This is a genomic window from Amycolatopsis sp. NPDC059027, from assembly GCF_042739735.1.
Taxonomy (GTDB): Bacteria; Actinomycetota; Actinomycetes; order Mycobacteriales; family Pseudonocardiaceae; genus Amycolatopsis.
On record NZ_JBHYIK010000014.1, the window covers coordinates 30953 to 50131 of the forward strand.

Consider the following 19179-nt stretch of genomic DNA (forward strand, 5'->3'; position numbering starts at 1 on the left):
CCGCGGGGCGGCGCCCCCCGCGCCCCCCGACCCGCGTCTCTCCACCCACCCCCCCCCCCCCACACCCCCCCCCCCCCACCCCCACCGGACCGCGTCGTACAGGGATTCGATGTCGGTGCGGTAGCGGTCGTTGATGATGCGGCGCTTGAGTTTGAGCGTCGGGGTCACCTCGCCGCTCTCCGGCGTCCACGTACGCGCGAACACCCGGTACCGCTTGATCTGCTCGATGCGGGCCAGCCGGTCGTTGGCCGATTCGACGGCGCGCCCGATCTCCGCCAGTACGCCTTCGTGCTCGGCGAGTGCCTCGACGCCGTCCGCTTCGATGCCGTTCGCCGCGGCCCAAGCCGGCGCGATCTCGTCGTCGAGCACGATCAGCGCGGTGACGTACGGCCGGTCGTCGCCGATCGCGACCGCCTGGCCGATCAGCGGATGCTCCTTGAGCAGCCCCTCGATCCGGGTCGGCGCGATGTTCTTGCCGCTGGAGGTGATGATCAGTTCCTTCTTGCGGTCGGTGATCGAGACGAAACCGTCGTCGTCGATCGTCCCGATGTCCCCGGTCGGCAGCCAGCCCTCGGCGTCGGTCGCGGACCTGATCGTGCCGTCCTCCTGGAGGTAGCCGAGGAACACGATCGGGCCACGGACCAGCAGTTCGCCGTCCTCGGCGACCTTGACCTCGACGTCGGCGAGCGGTTTGCCGACACTGCCCGCGCGGAACGCGCCGGCGTGGTTCGCGGTCACCGCGCCGGTGGTCTCCGACAGCCCCCAGACCTCCATGATCTCGACGCCGAGCCCGGCGAGGAAGTACACGACCTCCAGCGGAAGCGCGGCCGCGCCGCTGGAGGGGACCATCAGCTTGTCCAGCCCGAGCAGCGCCCGGATCGGGGCGAGCACGGTCTCGTCCGTCTTCGCGATCTTTTCGGCGAGTTCCGCCGGGACCTCTTCGCCCGCGCTGCGCAGTTTGTAGCCCTGTTGCAGCAGGTCGTTCGCGGCCAGCAGCGCGGTGCGCCGTTCTTCGGGGACACCGCCGAGCATGTTCTTCAGCCCCGCGACCATCTTCTCCCACACCCGCGGCACGCCGAAGAAGCTCTGCGGGCGGACCTGGCCGAGCGCGCCGACGACGGCGGTCGGGTCCGCGAGGGTGTGCACATGCCCGGCATAGACGATCGGCATGTACACCGAGATTTCGCGCTCGGCGATGTGTGCGAGCGGCAGATAGGCGATGTTCGTCGCGTGCATCGGGCTGCCGTGCGCGTGCTTCACCGCGAAGGCTTCGTGGATGGCGTTGCGATGCGAGAGCACGACGCCCTTGGGGTCGCCGGTGGTGCCGGAGGTGTAGATCATCGACAGCGGATCGTCCGGCCGGATCGCCGTCCACGAGGCTTCGAAGGCGTCCGGGTCGGCCGCGAGCGCCTCCTTGCCCCTGGCGCGGAGGTCGGCCAGCGAGATGAACCGGTCGTCACCGGCAGGGATCGCGCCGGCGTCGAAGACGACCACGTGCCGGAGCGCGGGCAGGTCGTCCAGCACCGGCTGCCAGCGGCTCAGCTCCTCGGCACCGCCGAGTACGACGACACCGGCCGCGCTGTGCCGCGCCACGAAGCGGATCTGCTCCGGGCTCAGCGTGTGGTAGGCGGTGCACGGAATCGCCCGCAGGTGCGCGGCGGCGAGGTCGATGGTCAGGTGTTCGGGGCTGCTCACGGCCATGATCAGCATCCGGTCGCGCGGCCCGAGGCCGAGCCCGGCGAGACCGCGGGACACCTCGGCGATCGCCGTGCGGAACTCCAGCCAGGTCAGCGTCGGACGCCCTTCGGCGTCAAGCGAGGTGACCGCGGGGAGATCTCCGAATTCGGTGGCGTTGCGGTGCAACAGCCCGGGAATCGTGAGCCCTTCGGTCTGTGCGGCGACGGATTGCTGAGTGGTCAACACTGGCCTCCTCGAGGTAGCCCCGTTGGCCACACTGTAAGAGCTGCGGCGCGCGCTGGATAGAGAATCGCGGCCACGCCCGGTGGCCTTGCGCCGCACGCTTGAATGGAAGGACCACGTAACCCAGCCGAGGAGCGAGATGACCGGGTCGGCACGCGAACTGCTCGACGCCGTCCAAGCGGAGCTGGCACCGCGCGACGACGACAACCGGCTGGTGCCGCTGATCGCGCGGGGCGAGGCGCCGCGAGCGGTGTTCGCCGCGATCGCCGCCGAGGAGCGGCGGATCGTGCGCAGCGACTGGCGCAGCTTCCACACCCTGGCCGCTCGCGCGGAAGAAACGAACGCGCTCGAGTTCTTCGCCGGGCTCGCTCAGGGGGAGGGCCTCGCGCTCACGAAGCTCGACGCGCTCACCGACGCGGCCGGGCCGGACGACGCCGACGTCGAGAAGCCACGTGCGGGGTGCCAGGCGTATCCGGCGTACTTCGCGTGGCTGGCGCTGAACGGTGAACCCGCCGATGTCGTCGTCGCGATCACCGCGAACTTCGCCGCGTGGGGCCGCTACTGCGCGGCCATCGCCACCGCGATGCGCGAGCACTACGACTTCGATGACGAAGCGTGCGGATTCTTCGACTTCTTCGCGACACCGGTACCGGAGATCGAGGCGCAGGCGGTGGCCGCCGTCCAGGCAGGGCTGGACAGCGGCAGGGTGAGCGGTGAGGCCAAGACGTACGCGCGGCTCTTCCAGAGCTACGAGCTGATGTTCTGGAACAGCCTCGCCGACGAGTTCTCCGCGTCGTGACCGGAAACCGCCCGATAACGTTTCTTGACGGGTAATCGCCCCCATGGGGGAGGAGGGCGTTGTTCGCCGGGAATGCCTGTTATGATTCCGGACCGTTTCCGGTAGCCGGGTGCCTCGCGGCGCCGGGGGAGAATTTTGCCCTTGTGGCGTAAGGAAAAGGTGGCGTGCCCGTCTCATGGGGGAGATCCCGGGAGACGACACCGGGCGATGATGGCGAGGAGGGAAGGATGCCTCTTTCCGCGGTCAGGCAGTTTCGCAGGAGCCGGGCTTTCCGTGTTTCCCATGCCGTTGTTCTGTGTGCCGGTGTGATATTCGGGTATCTGGTCGCCGAATATGGCGGAGTCGTCCGGAAATATCCCGTCGAAAGCGTGCTGCTCGTCATTCTCGCCGCCGCGGTGGTGACCTTGTGGTGGGCGTGTCGCAGATGGCTCGGTGACGCCTCTCGCCGGGTCGCCGGCATTCTCGGCGAGGAGCTCGGAAGCCGGGACCGTCGCCGTCCGTGACCGAAGTCACCAAGAGTTTTTCGCGGTTCGCGCAGCGTGTTCGACACCGCATACCGGTGCGGTGACAATCGCTTTCCGGCCTGGCGTGACGTGCGAAACCGCAGGTAAGCGCGTGCTCAGCGGGTCCGGATACCGTGGCGGAGTTTCCAAGCTGTCACAACGGTATGTGACCTGCTCACGGAAGCGCGATCATCGCAGGTGACCGGACTTGACGTGCGCGCCAAGGGCTGCCTAACGTCTTCGCCGGTGAAGCGGACCACGGTGAGTTGATCCGGCTGGTCGGAATCCGGGTGAGAAGCGTCCTGAGGTGACGTGTGCCCACGAACTGCCGGAAGGCTGTGCCCATGAACTGCCGGAACGAAAGCGGACCACGGTGAAGCAGAATTCCGTTCGACGGGGCCGGGGCTCTTCGATCCGGTCGCGCGTACTGACGATCGCGTTGATCCCGAGTGTGGCGCTGCTGCTCGTCGGTGTGGCGCTGGCGGGCTATCTGGTTTTCGACGCGGCCACGTCGCGGGAATACGCGTTGAAGATCAGGAGTTCCGAAACGCCGGCGATCCCGTTCTTCGCCGCGCTCCAGGAGGAGCGGCGGCTGACGCTGGGCATGCTCGCCGGGCAGACCAGCCAGCGGCCGGCGCTCACCGCCGCTCGCGCCAAGTCCGACGCCACGGCGGCGCCCATGGCGGACAACCTGAAGCAGTTCACCGCCGACAGCCACGTCCCCGACAGCGTCAAGCAGAACATCGCGACGTTCATGACGCTGTACGCGAAGACGCCGCAGATCCGCCAGCAGGCCGACAGCGGCCAGCTCCAGCTCGGCCAGGCCTTCGGTTTCTACAACCAGGTGATGGACCAGTTCATCGACGGCGTCGGCGCGCTGGCCCGCGCCGCGCGTGGCGCGGAGAACGCCTTCGAGCGGCTCACCGCGATCCCGATGTTCAGCGCGGCCGACGAGATGCGGCGCAGTGACGCCCTCGCGGCGGCGGCGCTCGCCTCGGGCGGGCTGAGCCAAGAGGACTTCCGCACCTATCTCGGCCAGATCGGCGCCTACCACGCCCAGCTGGAGGCGTCGACCTCGCGGATGATCCCCGAGGTCAGGGCCCAGTACGACAAACTGGTGGCCTCGCCGCAGTGGCAGACGCTGACCACCGTGGAAAACGCCTTCCTGCGGGGCGACCTGACCAAGCTCCCGGTCCCGCAGGAGCAATGGCGGGCCGCGGCCGACCAGGTCGGCGTCACCCTGATGAAGCTGTTCGTCCAGCAGAGCTCGCACGCCACCAACCTGGCGATCGACGACGCCGACGACACCCTGACCAACTCGATCATCGGCGCGGCCGCGGCCCTTCTGGTGGCGCTCGCCGTGGTGATCGTCGCGCTGCGGCTGTCCCGGCGGCTCATCGGACGGCTCGCGCGGCTGCGCGAGGACACCCTGGACGCGGCCGAGGTCCGGCTGCCCGAACTCGTCGAGCGGGTCCGCAACGGCGAGCCGGTCGACCTCGAGGACGGCGGGCACTTCCTCGACCACGGCACCGACGAGATCGGCCAGGTCGCCGACGCGTTCAACAAGGCGCAGCAGACCGCGATCGCGGCCGCGGTGGACGAGGCGAAGACGAGGGAGGGCACCAAGACGGTGTTCCTCAACATCGCGCACCGCAGCCAGGTCATCGTGCACCGCCAGCTCAAGGTGCTCGACCAGGCTGAGCGCAAGCAGGAGGACCCCGAGCAGCTGGACACGCTGTTCCAGCTCGACCACCTCTCGACCCGCGCCCGCCGCAACGCCGAGAACCTGATCATCCTCGGCGGCGGTCAGCCCGGCCGTCAGTGGCGCAACCCGGTCGGTCTCGCCGAACTCGTGCGGGGTGCTTCGGCCGAGACCGAGGACTTCGCCCGCGTCAAAACCGGTGCGCTGCCGCAGATCGCCGTGCGCGGACCGGTCGTCGGCGACCTCGTGCATTTGCTTGCCGAGCTGATCGACAACGCGACGTCGTTCTCGCCGCCGCAGTCGCGGGTCGAGGTGCGCGGGAACGTCGTCGGCAAGGGCGTCGTGATCGAGGTCGAGGACCAGGGCCTCGGGCTCGAACCGGAGCAGGCCGAGCAGTTCAACGCGATGCTGGCCGATCCGCCGGACTTCGGGATCATGGCGTTGTCCGACGAACCGCGGCTCGGCCTGTTCGTGGTCGCCCGGCTGGCCGCGCGGCACGGCATCAACGTCCACCTGCGCGAGTCGGCCTACGGCGGGACGCGCGCGATCGTGCTCGTCCGCTCGGAACTGCTCGCGCAGCTTCCCGAGCCGGAGGAGGAACTCCCCGAGCGGGGGCCGGTGTCCGAAGAGGACACTCCGGAGCCGACCGAGGGTGTCACCGTCATCGGCAGGCCACGGCGAGGGAAGCACCGCACCGAACCCCCGATGCCCGTGCCGGTTCCGGAGCTGCCCGCGTCCGAGCGGCCGCCCGCGCCGCGGACGCCGTCCGGTGGCGAGACCGCGCCGCCGCCGCTACCTTCACGCACGCAGCGCCCGGTCCGCCCGGAGCCCGCGCGCACGCAGCATCCGCCCGCGTGGCCGGCGCAGGAGCCGCGGCCGGCCCAGGACGGGCGGCCGCAGCAGCCACAGCGGCCCGCGGCGCCCGGCCGTCCCCCGCTGCCCCAGCGGCGGAGGCAGCAGAACCTCGTCCCGCAGTTGCGGGAAGATAGGGCTGCGCGGCAGGAACGGGAGGAGACCCGGCAGGACACGCCGGAGCTCGCCCGCGATCGGCTGGCGGCGTTCCAGCAGGGCACGCGGCGCGCGCGTGAGCAGGAGGAACCCGGTATCGACGACAGGTACGGAGATCGCGAGTAATGGTCAACTCAGGAGTCAGTGAGCTCGACTGGTTGCTGGACGACCTCGTCAAGCGGGTCGCGGGCGCGGACCGGGCGGTGGTGCTCTCCTCGGACGGGCTGCTCATCGGGCGGTCCGGCAACCTGAGCGAGGCCGACGCCGAACACCTTTCCGCGGTGGCTTCGGCGTTCCAGAGCCTCGCCAGGGGCACCGGGCGGCACTTCGGTGGCGGCAACGTCCGCCAGACCATGGTCGAGATGGACCACGCTTTCCTCTTCGTCACCGCGGCGGGCCGGGGCGCCTGCCTCGCGCTGCTGGCGAGCGAGGACGCGGACATGGGCCTGGTCGCCTACGAGATGAACCTGATGGTCAAGCGGGTCGGCGCGGTGCTCACGTCGGCGCCGCGGACCACGGCGGGGCAGACCGCGTCGCCATGAGCGAAGCTTGCGAGCGAATCATGGATATCATGCGCCAAAAGGGATTGGGCGCTGTCTCGCGGAGCGAGGCGATCGCATGATGATGACGCGGAGGGAAGCCTGGTTCGACGACGAGGCCGGTCCGCTGGTCCGGTCGTACGCGGTCACGGGCGGCCGCACCCGGTCGGACACCCTCGGGCTGGACCTGATCACGCTCGTGGTCGCCCTGCGGACGGCGGCCGAAGTCGCCATGCTGGAACCGGAGTACGCACGGATCCTGACCCTGTGCCAGCGTCCCGTGTCGGTGGCCGAGGTCGCCGCGCGGGTGGACCTGCCGCTGCCGGTGGTCAAGGTGATGCTCAGCGATCTGATCGAACAGAACCTGGTGCTGTTCCGCGCGGCGGCTCCGGCGACCGACACCCCCAACAAACACGTACTGCAGGCGGTTCTCGATGGCATCCGGAAACTCTGATCCCCGGCGATCCCTGACCGCGACGGCGGTCAAGGTGCTGATCGCGGGCGGGTTCGGGGTCGGCAAGACCACCATGGTCGGTTCGGTGAGCGAAGTGCCGCCGCTGCGCACCGAGGAGGTCATCACCGCGGCGTCGGAAGGGGTGGACGACCTCTCCGGGGTCGAGCAGAAGACCACGACCACGGTCGCGCTCGACTTCGGCCGCATCACCATCAACCCGGACCTGATCCTGTACCTGTTCGGGACGCCCGGCCAGGACCGGTTCTGGTTCATGTGGGACGAGCTGGCGGAGGGCGCGCTCGGCGCCGTCGTGCTCGCGGATACGCGTCGGCTCGAAACCTGCTTCGCCGCCGTGGACTTCTTCGAGCGGCGCGGACTGCCGTTCATCGTCGGCGTGAACTGCTTCGACGGCGCCTACCGCTATGGCACCGAGGAGGTCCGTGCCGCGCTCGACCTCGGCCCGGACGTCCCGCTGCTGCTCTGCGACGCTCGCGAGCGCGAGTCCACGAAGCAGGTGCTGACCATCCTGATGGAACACGTCATGGCGCGGTCCGACCTGGCCGCCGCCCAAGCCGGTCTCTGAACCACGCCGCCGAAATGCCGTTAAGGCCACCTTACGGGCGTCAGACGCCTGCAAGGTGGCCTTAACGGCATCGGGCGGGGGATTCAGCGGCGGCGACGGCGCAGGGTGTCGAGCGCGAAGGCGCCGGGGCCGACGGCCGCGATCAGCAGGAAGATCCACGAGTACATCGCGGCGGGCTCGCCCATGTTGTGCAGCGGCAGCAGGCCCTCGGCGGCGTGCACGGTGAAGTACGCGTAGGCCATCGTCCCGGACAGCAGCACCGCGGCCTGCCGGGTGAACAGGCCCGCCAGGATGAACAGCGCGCCGACCGTCTCGATGACCGTCGCCCACCAGCCGGGCCACTGGCCGAGCGGCACCGCGGTGCCGTTGCCGTCGACACCACCGAGCAGCCCGAACCCGACCAGGCCGTGGCAGAGGAACAGGAAGCCCACCACGATCCGGAAGGCGGAGAGGACGGCGGACGCGGGGGCGCTGAGCTGGGTGCGGCGGCGCTCGGTGGTCTCGGCGGTGGCGGTCCGGGCGGTCTTGGCGGAGGGGGCGATCGTGGTCATCTCGGGCCTCTTTCGGTTCGGTCGTCGCCCGGGCTCGGGCTTGCTCTCACCTATGCGTCGAGCGGCGATCGACCGGATCGACATCCGCCGGGAACTTTTTTTCGAACCCGTCTCGCGGGCGTGGCGAGCGGGCCGGAAGACTGGGCCGATGGCAGCCAAACGCAGTGCCGGGCTCCTGCTCTTCCGTCGCCGCGACGGGGAGACGGAAGTCCTCCTCGGACATATGGGCGGGCCGTTCTGGGCGAAGAAGGACGCGGCCGCGTGGTCGCTGCCCAAGGGCGAGCTGGATCCGGACGAGCAGCCCGAGGCGGCGGCGCGTCGCGAGTTCACCGAGGAACTGGGCTTGCCCGCGCCCGAGGGCGAGTACCGGGAACTGGGCGAGGTCAAACAGTCCGGCAAGGTCGTGACGGCGTGGGCGGTGGAGGGCGATCTCGATCCGGCCGACGTCGTGCCGGGGACGTTCGAGCTGGAATGGCCGCCGCGGTCGGGACGGCTCCAGGAGTTCCCCGAGGTCGACCGGGCCGAGTGGTTCACCCTCGACGTGGCAAGGGAAAAGCTCGTCGTGGGTCAGCGGCCGTTCCTCGACCGGCTCACCGCTTTGCTGTGAACAGCTCCAGCACCTCGTCGAGCGGCTTGGCGTCGAAGCCGGGCAGGACAAGGTCGGCGTGGGAGAAGTCGAGTCCGGCGGTGATCGGGTTCGGCACCGCCACACAGGTCATCCCGGCGGCCTTCGCAGCGGAGACGCCGTGGGGTGTGTCCTCGAACGCGATCGCGTCGGCGGCGTCGGCCTCCAGTTCGGCGAGGGCCGCGAGGTAGAGGTCCGGCCGGGGTTTCGCCGCGTGCCGGTCGCCGGTGACGACGGACGTGAACCGCTCGGCCATCCCGAGGCGGTCGAGATGCGTCCGCACCCAGCCCATCGAAGAACTAGACGCGATCCCCAGCCGCAGTCCTTGAGCGGTGGCCACGTCGAGGTAGTCGAGCACGCCTTCGCGTACGCCTTCGGTTTCGAGGCGCGCGAGGATCCGGGTGCGGTTGGCCTGCCGGATGAGGTCCTGATCGTGTTCGCCGACGAGCTCGGTGAGCAGGGCGAACATCGCGGGCGTCGTGGTGTGCGTGCCGATGACCTCGTACCACTTCTCGAGCGGAAGTTCGGTGCCGAGCTCGCGAAAGGTGCCCTGCCAGGCCTCCAGTACGGCGGATTCGGTGTCGACGAGGGTGCCGTCGAAGTCGAAGATCAAGGCGCGGAAGGACACTCCCGCACCCTGCCCGACCGACCTCCGCCACAGCAAGTCAGCGGGCGCTGGGCCGGATGGGTGAGAGGCACGCCACAGCCGGGGAAGTCGGGCATTTCGTGCACGGATAGTGCCGAGTCGATCGCGCGGTGCCATGATCGCGAGAAAGATCATCGGCGGTGGATCGGGGGTCGACATGACGGACGACCGGCAGTGGGACATCGTGACCAGCGTCGGCCTGACCGCGCTCGCGGTGGCGTCCGCCCGCGCGGTGGAGACGGCGAGTGGCCATATCGACGATCCGTACGCGGCGTCGTTCGTGCGTGCCGCGAAGCCGCCGGTGCCGCTCCCACTCGAACCCGGCGACGACGCTCTCGTGAGCGACTGGGCGTCCATGGCGGGCTATATGGGCGTACGCACCCGGTTCTTCGACGACTACTTCGCGGCCGCGGACACTCCGCAGGTGGTGATCCTGGCCGCCGGCCTCGACACCCGGGCCTACCGGCTCGACTGGACCGGCCGCGACGTCTTCGAGATCGATCAGCCGCGGGTGCTGGAGTTCAAGCAGCAAGTCCTCGACGCACAGGGTGCCGTGCCCGCCTGCCGCCGTCGGGCCGTCGCGGTCGACCTCCGCGAGGACTGGCCCCGCGCGTTGCTGGGCGCGGGTTTCCAGCCGGGCCGCCCGACGGCGTGGCTCGCCGAAGGATTACTGCCGTACCTGCCGCCCGAGGCCGAGGAAAAACTCTTCGGGGAGATCGTGAAGCTGTCCGCGCCGGGCAGCCACGTCGCCACCGAACGACTGCCCGAATCCGCTTTCCCGGACTCGCTGGACGCGCCGTTCCGCCAGGCCAGCCTGGACATGGGGATCGACATCGAAACCCTGTGGAACCGCGCCCCGCGCCGGAACCCTAACGAGTGGCTCGGCGCGCAGGGCTGGGAGGTCGACGTCGAGCAGGCGAGCGAGGCGTTCGCGCGGTACGGCAGGGAGATGTATCCCGGCACCGAGTCGTTCCTCGGCCAGGCCCAGCTCGTCAAGGCACACTTACCCAGCTGACTCGGCGACCGGTCACTGGGCGAAGAAGTCGGCGAGGACCGGGGCGAGGACCTTGGTCTTCACCAGGTGCGTCTGGCCGTCCAGCGTGCGGACGGTGGTCCCGAGCTGCGTGGCCAGCGCGGCGACGCCGTTGCGCATCCACTGTGGGCTCTTTCCGCCGTCGGACACCAGTACCGGCACCGAAATCCCGGACCATCGGCCTTCGGGCAGCGGGCGCCCGGCCTGGTTGCCGTCCATGATCTCGGCGTCGTAGCGCAGGGTGTGCGCGACGCGCTTGAGCTTCGGCCACGCGGGCATCAGGCGCATCATCGTGACCATCAGGCCGGGCAGGCCGACGGCCTCGGTCATGAACATCTTGATCGCGTCGCCGGGGCGGCCGTTCTCGACCGCCGCCGCGGCCCGGTCCGGGTAGTCGGCGGGCACAGGGGGCCGGGTGCTGTCGATGACGAACGGCGGCTCGTAGACCGCGAGTTTCCGCACGGCCAGGCCGCGGTGCGCGGCTTCGAGGGCGAGCGCGGCGCCGGAGGAGATGCCGTACAGCGAGACCGCGCCGCCCGCTTCCTTGATCACCGCCGCCAGGTCTTCGATTTCGCGGTCGACCGAATACGGCGCGGTGTCGGTGCTTTCGCCGCGTCCGCGCCGATCGTAGGTGTACACGGTGAAGCGGTCGGCCAGCGCTGCGGCGAGCGCTTCGTTGGGGCCTTGGCCGCGGTAGCACATCGCGCCGTCGACCAGGACGAGCGCGGGGCCCTGCCCGACGCGGCTGTAGGCGATGGTCGTGCCGTCGGCGGAAACCACGGTGTTCATGACGTCTGTTCCGTTCTGTGGGGTCGCTGTCGACGACTACGTTCGCACCGAACTATCGAGCTGTCAAGACAAAAAAATTTGTCGGCGGTGCGGATCGACGCCACATCAAGGGAAAGTGCAGGTCAGGCGCTACGGCGCAGGGTGAGGAGGGTGATCTCGCTGGGCGCGAAGACCCGGAACGGCGGGCCCCAGAAGCCGGTGCCCCGGCTGTTGTAGAGCTGGGTGCGTTCGCCGTGGCGGCTCAGCCCGCCCAGCGTCGGCTGGTCGAGCCGCACGAGCAGGTGGAACGGCCAGATCTGGCCGCCGTGTGTGTGCCCGGAGATCTGCAGGTCGATTCCGGCCTCGGCGGCTTGGGCGACCTGCTTCGGCTGGTGGGCGAGCAGCACGACCGGGACATCGGACGGCACGCCGTCGAGCGCGGCGGGCAGGTCCGGGCCGTGGCCGGGCAGCCCGGATCCGGCGCCGGTCGGATCGTCGATCCCGGCGAACAGGATCCGGTCGCCGCCGCGTTCGACCAGCGTGCTCCGGTTGTGCAGGGTGTCCCAGCCAAGCCCGGCCATGTGATCGAGCCAGGCCTGCGCCTCGCCGAAGTACTCGTGGTTGCCGGTGATGTAGAACCGGCCGAGCCCGGCCTGAACGCCGCCGAGCGGGTCGACCTGCTTGCGTCGCCGCGCCACCGAGCCGTCCGCGAGGTCTCCGGCGTGACACACGACGTCGGCGCTCAGTCCGTTGACCATCGCGACGACGCGCTCCGACCACTTCGTCCGGTCCAGCGGCCCGAAATGCGTGTCGGTGACGACCGCGATCCGCAGCCCGTCGATGCCGGGCCCGATCCGCGGGATGACGACGTCGACCTCCTTGACCGGCGGGACCCGCATGGCCGCGCGGTTGCCCGCGACGAGCAGCACGACGGCGACGGCCGCGGTCACCACGGCGACCGTCCGCGCCGGATCGTCCACACCGGACAGTGCGAGCACGAGCCGCACCAGCTGGCCCAGCACGCTCCAGGTGAACAGCACCCAGACGACGCCGAGCAGGATGTCACCGGTGCGGGCGGCCGCGTCGAGCTGGCGCGGGCCGTGACCGAGGATCATCAGTGCCGGGAGCGCGAGCAGGGCCGCCGCGAAAACGACGGTGCCGATAGTGAACCCCGCCGCGGACCAGTCCGGGGCGAGCACGAGCGACAGCCAGGGCACGCCGAACAGCAGCAGCGGTGCCAGGATCGGCACGACCACCCGGAGATAACGACCCATCGCACTGCCTGCTTTCCACTGAACCGGATGTACCCAGCGTAGTCGAAAAGCGGAGATGGTTCGTCCGGGTCAGTCCCAGGCCTCGGGCAGCCGCTCCACCGTGTAACCGACGCGGCTGGTCGTGCCGCGCGGGTCGGTCAGCTCGACCCGCCAGCCGTCGGCGAACTGGTCGACGCCCTCGATCATCGGGATCGTGCCGCTCAGCACCACGGTGCCCGGCCGCAGCAACCCGTGCTCGCGCAGCTGCTCCACCCAGTACGACGGCGGGAGCAGCTGGGCGAGCGTGCCGTCCTGGACGAGCTGTTCGTCGTTCTGGTCGGCGCTGCCGTGGCGGACCCAGGCCTTGAGCGTGAACGTGTCCAGCTCGTCGGCGATGTCCGCCAGCGGCCACGCGAAGTCGCCCAGCAGGTCCGGAGCGGACTGCTTGCTCCACGCCACGCCGTGGACTTCGAGCGCCCGGTCGGTGTGGTCGCAGGCCACGGTCAGCAGCAGATCGTCGGCGTCCTCCCCGACGACCAGCGCCCATTCCGCCTCGCCCGACGTCCGCGCGTGCGGCACCTGCACGGTCTCGGCCTGGCTGACGAGGTTCGACGACAGCGGGTACAGGGTCGGCACCCGCGTCGGAGCCGGGACGCCGAGCGCGGCGAGCTCGTCGACGTGGTGCTGGACCTGTGCGGTGTCGCGGCCGGCGTATCCGCCGTTCAGCGCGTACCGCACCTCGATCTCGCGCACCGCGCCACCGGGGACGGTGAACCGGACCAGGTTCCGCCGGTCGGCCTTCGGCGTGCTGATCTGGGTTTCGGTCACGTTACTGCCTCCAGGAATTCGGAGCGGGGACTTGCGTAGACACGTTGTATACAGCAAGTATGGGGCAGCCGCCTAGGAGGTTCCAGTTCCATGTCTCATTCCCCACACCCCGAAGCAGCGCAGCCGCGCGCGGAGCGCCGCAGCCTGTACAAGGCCTTCGCGGCAAGCCTCTCCGGCACGTCGCTCGAGTGGTACGACTTCGCCGTCTACAGCTCGGCCGCCGCGCTGGTCTTCGGTGACCTGTTCTTCCCCACCAGCGAGCCGCTGACCGGCACGTTGCAGGCCTTCGGGACCTACGCGGTGGGCTACATTTCCCGGCCGCTCGGCGGCATCGTCTTCGGCAGGCTCGGCGACGTGATCGGCCGCAAGAAGGTGCTGGTCGCGACGCTCCTGCTGATCGGCATCGCGACGTTCGGCATCGGCCTGCTGCCGACGCACGCCTCGGCGGGAGCGCTCGCGCCCGCGTTGCTCGTGCTGCTGCGCTTCGCCCAGGGCGTCGGTGTCGGCGGCGAATGGGGCGGCGCCGTGCTGCTCAGCAGTGAGTTCAGCGAGACGTCGAAGCGTGGTTTCTGGGCTTCGGCCGCTCAGGTCGGTCCGCCGCTGGGCACGTTGCTGGCCAACGGAGTCCTCGCGATTCTCGCCGGTGTCCTGACCCCGGCCCAGTTCCTCGGCTGGGGCTGGCGGATCGCGTTCCTGCTGTCGGCCGTGCTGGTCGCGTTCGGCCTGTGGATCCGCGCCAGTCTCGAGGAAACCCCGGTGTTCCGTGAGCTGTCCGAACGTGGTGAGCGCCCGGCCGCGCCGGTCCGGGAGGTCTTCCGCACGCAGCCCCGCGCGCTGACCGCCGCCGTGCTGTCGCGAGTCGGCCCGGACGTGCTGTACGCGATGTTCGCCGTCTTCGTGCTGACGTACGCGACCAAGACCCTGCACATGAGCCGCGGCGAAGCCGTCACCGCGGTCCTCGTCGGCTCCGCGCTTCAGGTCGGGCTGATTCCCTTGGCGGGCTGGCTTTCCGACGCCTACGGCCGCAAGCGCGTCTACGCGATCGGCACCATCGGCGGCGCCGTGTGGAGCGTCCTGTTCTTCGCGATGGCGCAGGGCGGAATGGTTTCGTTGCTGATCGGCGTGATCGGCGGGTTGTTCTTCCACTCGCTCATGTACGGGCCGCAGGCGGCGTTCGTCTCCGAGCAGTTCCACGCGCGCCTGCGCTACACCGGCAGTTCGCTCGGCTACACCCTGGCCGGTGTCATCGGCGGCGCGATCGCCCCGCTGGCGTTCACCTGGCTGCTCGCCGAGACCGGCTCGGGGTACGTGATCGCGGCGTACATCGCCGTCGCGTGCGTGGTGACGCTTGTCGGGCTCGGCCTCGGCCGCGCGGTGGTCGACGACGTCGACGAGGTGCCGGACCAGCAGGCGACCGCGGCGGGGAAGTGACCCGGTCAGCCCTGCATCAGCATGTTGCCGGTGGCATCGAGGTGGCGTTTGATCGCCGCCTCGGCGCCACCGGCGTCCCCCGCGGCCAGCGCGTCGACGATCTCCTGGTGCTCGGCGAGGACTTCCCGGCGCCGGTCGTCGCTGCGTTCGAGCGCGACGACGCCGAGCAGCACGTGCCGGGCACGCAAGGTCTCGTACAGCCGGGCGAGCACGCTGTTGTCCGCGGCGTCGACGAGCAGCGCGTGGAACTCGCTGTCCAGGTCGATGAAGGCGCGCGCGTCGTCGGCGACCTCCCGCTGCCGCTCGATCAGCTTCGCCATCTCCGCGGCGGGCGCGCGGCCCGCGGCCAGCGACGTCGTGGCCGCCCAGCATTCGATCACGGCGCGGGCCTGCATCAGCTCGGCGATCTGCCTGCCCGGCAACGGCGTGACGAACGCGCCGCGGTGCGGCACCAGCTGGACGAGGTCCTCGGCGGCGAGCATCAGCAGCGCTTCCCGCACCGGAGTGCGCGAAACGCCGACGCTCGTGGCCACCGCCTGCTCGTTGATGAACGTGCCGGACACCGCCGGGTCGGTCAGGACGGTCGACCGCAGGTACTGGTACGCCCGATCCCTGCCCGAACCCCCATCAGAACGCATACCACATGTATACAGGCTGGGAGGCCTCGATGACCGGAAACCCCACCACACTGCGGATCGCCGCCGCCCAGATCGCGGGCGGCACCGACCCGCTGGCGAATCTCGCGGCGATCGAGGACGCCGTCGGGCGGGCGGCGCGGCGCGGCGCGGAACTGGTCGTCCTGCCGGAAGCGGCGATGGCGAGTTTCGCGGCGGATCCGCGTGAAGCGGCGGAACCACTCGACGGCCCGTGGGCGAACAGCGTCCGCAAAATCGCCGCGGCGCACGAAGTCGTTGTCGTGGCCGGGATGTTCGAGCCCGCCCCGGACGGCCGTGTGCACAACACGTTGCTGATCACCGGCAGCGGCCTCGAAACGGCGTACCGGAAGATCCACCTGTACGACGCTTTCGGCTCGCGCGAGTCGGACACCGTCGCCCCGGGCACCGAGCTGGTCCAGGTGGAGCTGCGCGGCGTCCGGATCGGCTTCGCGACCTGTTACGACCTGCGCTTCGCCGACCACTTCACCGCGCTCGGCCGCGCCGGTGCCGAACTCGTCGTCGTCCCGGCGTCGTGGGGCGCCGGGCCCGGCAAGGAAGAGCAGTGGGATCTGCTCACCCGGGCCAGGGCCCATGACGCGCAGGCCTGGCTGCTCGCGTGCGATCAGGCCTGGACACCGCCGTCCGGCACCGATCCGCTCGGCGTCGGCCGGTCCGTGCTCGCCGATCCGCTGGGCGCGGTGCACACCCGGCTGGGCGGTGGCCCCGGCCTGCTCGCCGCCGAGATCGACGTCGAAACCGTGCGCGCGGTCCGGCAGCGGGTCCCGGTCCTTGGCTAGCTCGCCTTGCTTTCCCGCCAGTTCGCGACCGCCTCCTCGACGTCGACCATCGCGACGGCGAGGGGCGGTCCGAGCTGGGGCTCCCGGTAGGCCTTGAGGATACGGGCGTTGAGGTCTTCGACGATCTCGCGGACGCGTTTCTCGGTGCGCTCCTTGGCGAGTTTCGCCGGGAGATCCTGGATTTCCTTCGGCAGCGCGAGGGATGGCGGCAGCATGTCGGACGTGTCGAGGTTGCGGTCCCTGACCTGGCGCAGCATCCACTCCGTCGCGGCGTCCCTGCCGGTCCCCTTCGGCAGCGGTTTGCCCGCACCGGGCAGGTTTTCGAAGTCGCCGCGTTGCTCGGCGATGGAGATCTGCTTGTCGACCCAGCTTCCGAACGACGCCCCCGGCGGCTTCCGCTTCGTCATCCCCGTCTCCTCCCGTTCTGGGACTCAGGGTACCGATTTCCGGCCGTGTGAGCCGTATAACGTACGGAAAGCCGTCGGTCGCGTACGATCCCCCGGGGACAGCGGCGGCCGGCGCGAGGAGCTTGAACACAGATGACGGTCGAGCACAACGGCGCCGAGGACATCGACCGCGCGCTGGCACTGCTGTGGCATGTGCGCGAGCAGCATTCCGAACCCGCGCGCGGGCGTCGTCCGCGGCTGGCCGTCGGCCGGATCGTCGAAGTCGCGATCGGCGTCGCGGACGCCGAAGGTCTCGTCGCGGCCTCGATGCACCGCGTGGCCAAGGAACTCGGGGCCGGGACGATGACGCTCTACACCTACGTTCCCGGCAAGGCAGAGCTGCTGGACCTCATGGTCGACCAGGTACTGGCCGAACGCCTCCTGCCCGGCCCAGGCGACGAGCGGCCCGCCGACTGGCGAGCCCAGGTCCTGCTCTACTCCGACCGCACGCGCGAGACCTACCGCCGTCATCCTTGGCTGCGCGAGGCTTCCCGGGTGCGGCCCGCGCTCGGGCCGGGGCATCTGGCAGGGCAGGAGTACCTGCTGTCCACTTTGGACTCCCTCGGCCTCGGGGCCGCCCAGGTCACGGCGGCGGCGGGCGCGCTGGGCACCTACATCGACGCGAACGCCGCGCTGGAGGCGGAAAGCGCGCATCTGGAGCGTGTCACCGGCCAGTCCGACGACGCCTGGTGGGACCAGCGTTCGGTGTTCTGGCACCGGTACTTCCCGGTCGATCGGCACCCCACGATGGCGCGGGTGTGGGAGAACGGCGGCTTCGTGCTGACCGCGGCCGAACAGGCGGCCCAGGCCTACGACTTCGGCCTGAACCGCCTGCTCGACGGCATCGAAGAACTCGTCGCCTGACTCGGCTTCCGGCTCACTTCGCCGACGTCGTCGTGGTGCTGCTCGACGCCGTGGTGCTGCTCGTGCTCGTGGGAGCGGTCGCGGGCGTCGTCGTGGTGCTGCTCGACGGAGGTGTCGCGGGCGGAGTGCTGCTCGACGGAGGTGTCGAGCTGCTCGGCGGCGTGGACGGGGGAGTCGACGGCGGCGTGGTCGGTGGCGTCGTCGGCGAGGTGGTCGGTGTCCCGGTGGGCGGGAGGCTGCTGCCCGGCGGAGTGCTTCCGGGGGTGCCTGGGCCGGGCGGGGGCGGCGGCGTGCTGCCGGGCGGGGCCGGGGGCGGTGCCACGGCGCCAGGAGCGCCTTCGGCGGGGTGGCTCGGCGGGGCGCCGATCGGCACCTCGCTGTCGGGGAGTTGTGCCACGCCGCCCCGGTAGGCGGTGGCCCACGCCATCACGGTGTCCACATAGGACTGCGAGTTGTTGTACCGGCGCACCGCGATCCGCTGGACCTCGATCGAGGACAGGTCGAGATTGCCCGAGCACAGGTAGCGGCCGGCGGCGAGCGTCTCGTCGTAGACGTTGTTCGGATCGGAAACGCCGTCGCCGTTGCCGTCGGAGGCGTAGGCACGCCAGGTCCCGGTGATGAACTGCATCGCACCGACCGCGTGGTCCCACACCGGGTCGCCGGTGAACGCGCCGCCGTCGGAGGCCGGGATCGCGGCGAACCCGCCGGTGCCGTTGAGGGCGGGGCCGAGGATCCGTTCGAGCGTGTTGCCCTTGGCGTCGACGTAGCCACCGCGGGCGTGGTTGGACTCGATGCGGCCGATGCTGGCGAGCAGCTGCCAGTCGATGTGGCAGTTCGGCTGCTCCCTGGCCATGATGTCGGCCGCGTTCTTGTACGCCTTGAGCATGCTGGCGGGGATCCCGAGCGGGCCCGACACCCCGGCGGACCCGGAGGAGGCGTGCGCGCCGGGCGCCATGAGCGGCTCGGGCACCGGGGGCTGGGGCAGGCTGCCATCGACTGCGACGGGCGGCATCACGACGTCCGGTACGCGAGCGGGCGCGGCCTGGTCGGCCGGCTTCTGGCCGTTCGGCGCCTGGTGCGCCACCGGGGAGATCAGGCCGCTCGCGGTGATCGTCGGCAGCACGGCCAGCGCGCCGCCCGCCAGCGCCGCGGCGGTCCGTTGCCGGACCGAACGCGCTTTTCGTGGCCGGTGCTTCGGCATGCTCACACCCCGTTCCTCGAACTCCGTTGTCCTGCCCGGTCACCCGCTCGCCGAGTTACCGGCGGGTATGGGAAAGCTATCCGATCAAAGCAAACTTTGGTGCTTTGCCAAGCGAAAACCGGGGATTTCGACGAAGTTCGTCCGTCTGGCATAAAACCAACGTCGTAAACTTGTCATCTTCACACGGGCTTCACGCACTCTCACTCCTGTTCCCGCCCTCTGTCCATAGTGGACAAGCCGGTGCGTGCCGCGCCGTCCCGGGCCACCTTACGGGTGTCCGGCGCCGGTTGGGTGGCCCGCACGGCAGCCCGCGACGAACCCGAGGTGATCGGCACGTGTCGGCCGGGTGGCGCGTCTGGGGTGGGCGAGGGGCTGAAGGGCACCTTCAGTGCGTCTGGCGCGACGAAGGGCGCCTTCAGTGCATGTCGCCGCCGAGCGCCGGGCGGGGGTGAGCGTCCCGAACGCTCCGTTCGCGACGTTGAGCGTCCTGAACGACGCGTTCGCGACGTCGGGGGTGCCGCCTCGGGGGTGGCTGGGCGCCGAGGGACGCCCTTGGTGCGGTAGATGCACCG

General features: G+C 70.2%; 20 protein-coding genes. 11 read left to right on the plus strand and 9 right to left on the minus strand.

The features are described 5' to 3' along the window. The coding region (locus tag ACFWY9_RS12180) for an AMP-dependent synthetase/ligase (protein ID WP_378338847.1) at positions 1 to 1920 on the minus strand (1920 nt) is incomplete at its 3' end. 139 nt (positions 1921 to 2059) lie between these two features. On the opposite strand from ACFWY9_RS12180, the gene ACFWY9_RS12185 reads away from it, so the two are divergent. From ACFWY9_RS12185 to ACFWY9_RS12210, 6 genes are all read left to right on the plus strand, one after another. Beyond that, positions 2060 to 2719 (plus strand): transcriptional regulator, encoded by a 660-nt coding sequence (locus ACFWY9_RS12185; RefSeq protein ID WP_378338848.1) that lies wholly within the window; start codon positions 2060 to 2062, stop codon positions 2717 to 2719. Positions 2720 to 2946: 227 nt separating this feature from the next. Then, on the plus strand, positions 2947 to 3222 hold the full coding sequence (locus tag ACFWY9_RS12190) for a hypothetical protein (protein ID WP_378338849.1): 276 nt from the start codon (positions 2947 to 2949) through the stop codon (positions 3220 to 3222). A 373-nt stretch (positions 3223 to 3595) separates the two neighbouring features. Then, entirely contained in the window at positions 3596 to 6058 is a 2463-nt protein-coding gene (locus tag ACFWY9_RS12195) for a nitrate- and nitrite sensing domain-containing protein (RefSeq protein ID WP_378338905.1), read from the plus strand. Then, positions 6058 to 6474, plus strand: coding sequence for a roadblock/LC7 domain-containing protein (locus ACFWY9_RS12200; RefSeq protein ID WP_378328032.1), 417 nt, complete (start codon positions 6058 to 6060; stop codon positions 6472 to 6474). The genes ACFWY9_RS12195 and ACFWY9_RS12200 overlap by 1 nt, the downstream gene beginning before the upstream one ends. Before the next feature lie 79 nt (positions 6475 to 6553). Further along, entirely contained in the window at positions 6554 to 6925 is a 372-nt protein-coding gene (locus tag ACFWY9_RS12205; protein ID WP_378328106.1) for a DUF742 domain-containing protein, read from the plus strand. After that, positions 6906 to 7508, plus strand: coding sequence for an ATP/GTP-binding protein (locus tag ACFWY9_RS12210; RefSeq protein ID WP_378328033.1), 603 nt, complete (start codon positions 6906 to 6908; stop codon positions 7506 to 7508). Before ACFWY9_RS12205 ends, ACFWY9_RS12210 begins: the two co-directional genes overlap by 20 nt. Positions 7509 to 7591: 83 nt before the next feature. Here ACFWY9_RS12210 and ACFWY9_RS12215 read toward each other — a convergent pair whose 3' ends face one another. After that, positions 7592 to 8059: a DoxX family protein gene (locus ACFWY9_RS12215; protein WP_378328034.1), complete on the minus strand. Its 468-nt coding sequence runs from the start codon at positions 8057 to 8059 to the stop codon at positions 7592 to 7594. A gap of 148 nt (positions 8060 to 8207) precedes the next feature. On the opposite strand from ACFWY9_RS12215, the gene ACFWY9_RS12220 reads away from it, so the two are divergent. Beyond that, positions 8208 to 8666: an NUDIX domain-containing protein gene (locus ACFWY9_RS12220; RefSeq protein WP_378328035.1), complete on the plus strand. Its 459-nt coding sequence runs from the start codon at positions 8208 to 8210 to the stop codon at positions 8664 to 8666. Here the strand turns inward: ACFWY9_RS12220 and ACFWY9_RS12225 are convergent. After that, on the minus strand, positions 8650 to 9312 hold the full coding sequence (locus tag ACFWY9_RS12225; protein ID WP_378328036.1) for an HAD family hydrolase: 663 nt from the start codon (positions 9310 to 9312) through the stop codon (positions 8650 to 8652). The genes ACFWY9_RS12220 and ACFWY9_RS12225 overlap by 17 nt on opposite strands. Before the next feature lie 133 nt (positions 9313 to 9445). Between ACFWY9_RS12225 and ACFWY9_RS12230 the strand changes: the two genes are divergently transcribed. After that, positions 9446 to 10345, plus strand: a complete 900-nt coding sequence (locus tag ACFWY9_RS12230; protein WP_378338850.1) for an SAM-dependent methyltransferase — start codon at positions 9446 to 9448, stop codon at positions 10343 to 10345. A 12-nt stretch (positions 10346 to 10357) separates the two neighbouring features. Here the strand turns inward: ACFWY9_RS12230 and ACFWY9_RS12235 are convergent, their stop codons facing one another. From ACFWY9_RS12235 to ACFWY9_RS12245, 3 genes are all read right to left on the minus strand, one after another. Next, positions 10358 to 11152 carry an alpha/beta fold hydrolase gene (locus ACFWY9_RS12235; protein ID WP_378338851.1) on the minus strand — a complete coding sequence of 265 codons (795 nt, stop codon included), beginning with the start codon at positions 11150 to 11152 and terminating at the stop codon, positions 10358 to 10360. 122 nt (positions 11153 to 11274) lie between these two features. Further along, the gene (locus ACFWY9_RS12240; protein WP_378338852.1) at positions 11275 to 12405 is read right to left on the minus strand and encodes a metallophosphoesterase; all 1131 of its coding nucleotides are present in this window, start codon (positions 12403 to 12405) and stop codon (positions 11275 to 11277) included. A gap of 69 nt (positions 12406 to 12474) precedes the next feature. Then, positions 12475 to 13212, minus strand: a complete 738-nt coding sequence (locus ACFWY9_RS12245) for a DUF2848 domain-containing protein (RefSeq protein WP_378338853.1) — start codon at positions 13210 to 13212, stop codon at positions 12475 to 12477. A gap of 90 nt (positions 13213 to 13302) precedes the next feature. Here ACFWY9_RS12245 and ACFWY9_RS12250 point away from each other — a divergent pair, with 90 nt between their 5' ends. Continuing rightward, positions 13303 to 14643: an MFS transporter gene (locus ACFWY9_RS12250; protein WP_378328041.1), complete on the plus strand. Its 1341-nt coding sequence runs from the start codon at positions 13303 to 13305 to the stop codon at positions 14641 to 14643. 5 nt (positions 14644 to 14648) lie between these two features. On the opposite strand, the gene ACFWY9_RS12255 is transcribed toward ACFWY9_RS12250, so the two are convergent. Then, positions 14649 to 15281, minus strand: coding sequence for a GntR family transcriptional regulator (locus ACFWY9_RS12255; protein ID WP_378328042.1), 633 nt, complete (start codon positions 15279 to 15281; stop codon positions 14649 to 14651). Positions 15282 to 15310: 29 nt separating this feature from the next. On the opposite strand from ACFWY9_RS12255, the gene ACFWY9_RS12260 reads away from it, so the two are divergent. Beyond that, positions 15311 to 16096 carry a carbon-nitrogen hydrolase family protein gene (locus tag ACFWY9_RS12260; protein WP_378338854.1) on the plus strand — a complete coding sequence of 262 codons (786 nt, stop codon included), beginning with the start codon at positions 15311 to 15313 and terminating at the stop codon, positions 16094 to 16096. On the opposite strand, the gene ACFWY9_RS12265 is transcribed toward ACFWY9_RS12260, so the two are convergent. Continuing rightward, positions 16093 to 16503: a DUF1992 domain-containing protein gene (locus ACFWY9_RS12265; protein ID WP_378328043.1), complete on the minus strand. Its 411-nt coding sequence runs from the start codon at positions 16501 to 16503 to the stop codon at positions 16093 to 16095. The genes ACFWY9_RS12260 and ACFWY9_RS12265 overlap by 4 nt on opposite strands. A gap of 132 nt (positions 16504 to 16635) precedes the next feature. On the opposite strand from ACFWY9_RS12265, the gene ACFWY9_RS12270 reads away from it, so the two are divergent. Then, the gene (locus ACFWY9_RS12270) at positions 16636 to 17406 is read left to right on the plus strand and encodes a TetR/AcrR family transcriptional regulator (RefSeq protein WP_378338855.1); all 771 of its coding nucleotides are present in this window, start codon (positions 16636 to 16638) and stop codon (positions 17404 to 17406) included. 13 nt (positions 17407 to 17419) lie between these two features. On the opposite strand, the gene ACFWY9_RS12275 is transcribed toward ACFWY9_RS12270, so the two are convergent. Next, the gene (locus ACFWY9_RS12275) at positions 17420 to 18607 is read right to left on the minus strand and encodes a hypothetical protein (RefSeq protein WP_378338906.1); all 1188 of its coding nucleotides are present in this window, start codon (positions 18605 to 18607) and stop codon (positions 17420 to 17422) included. Positions 18608 to 19179: the final 572 nt, after the last annotated feature.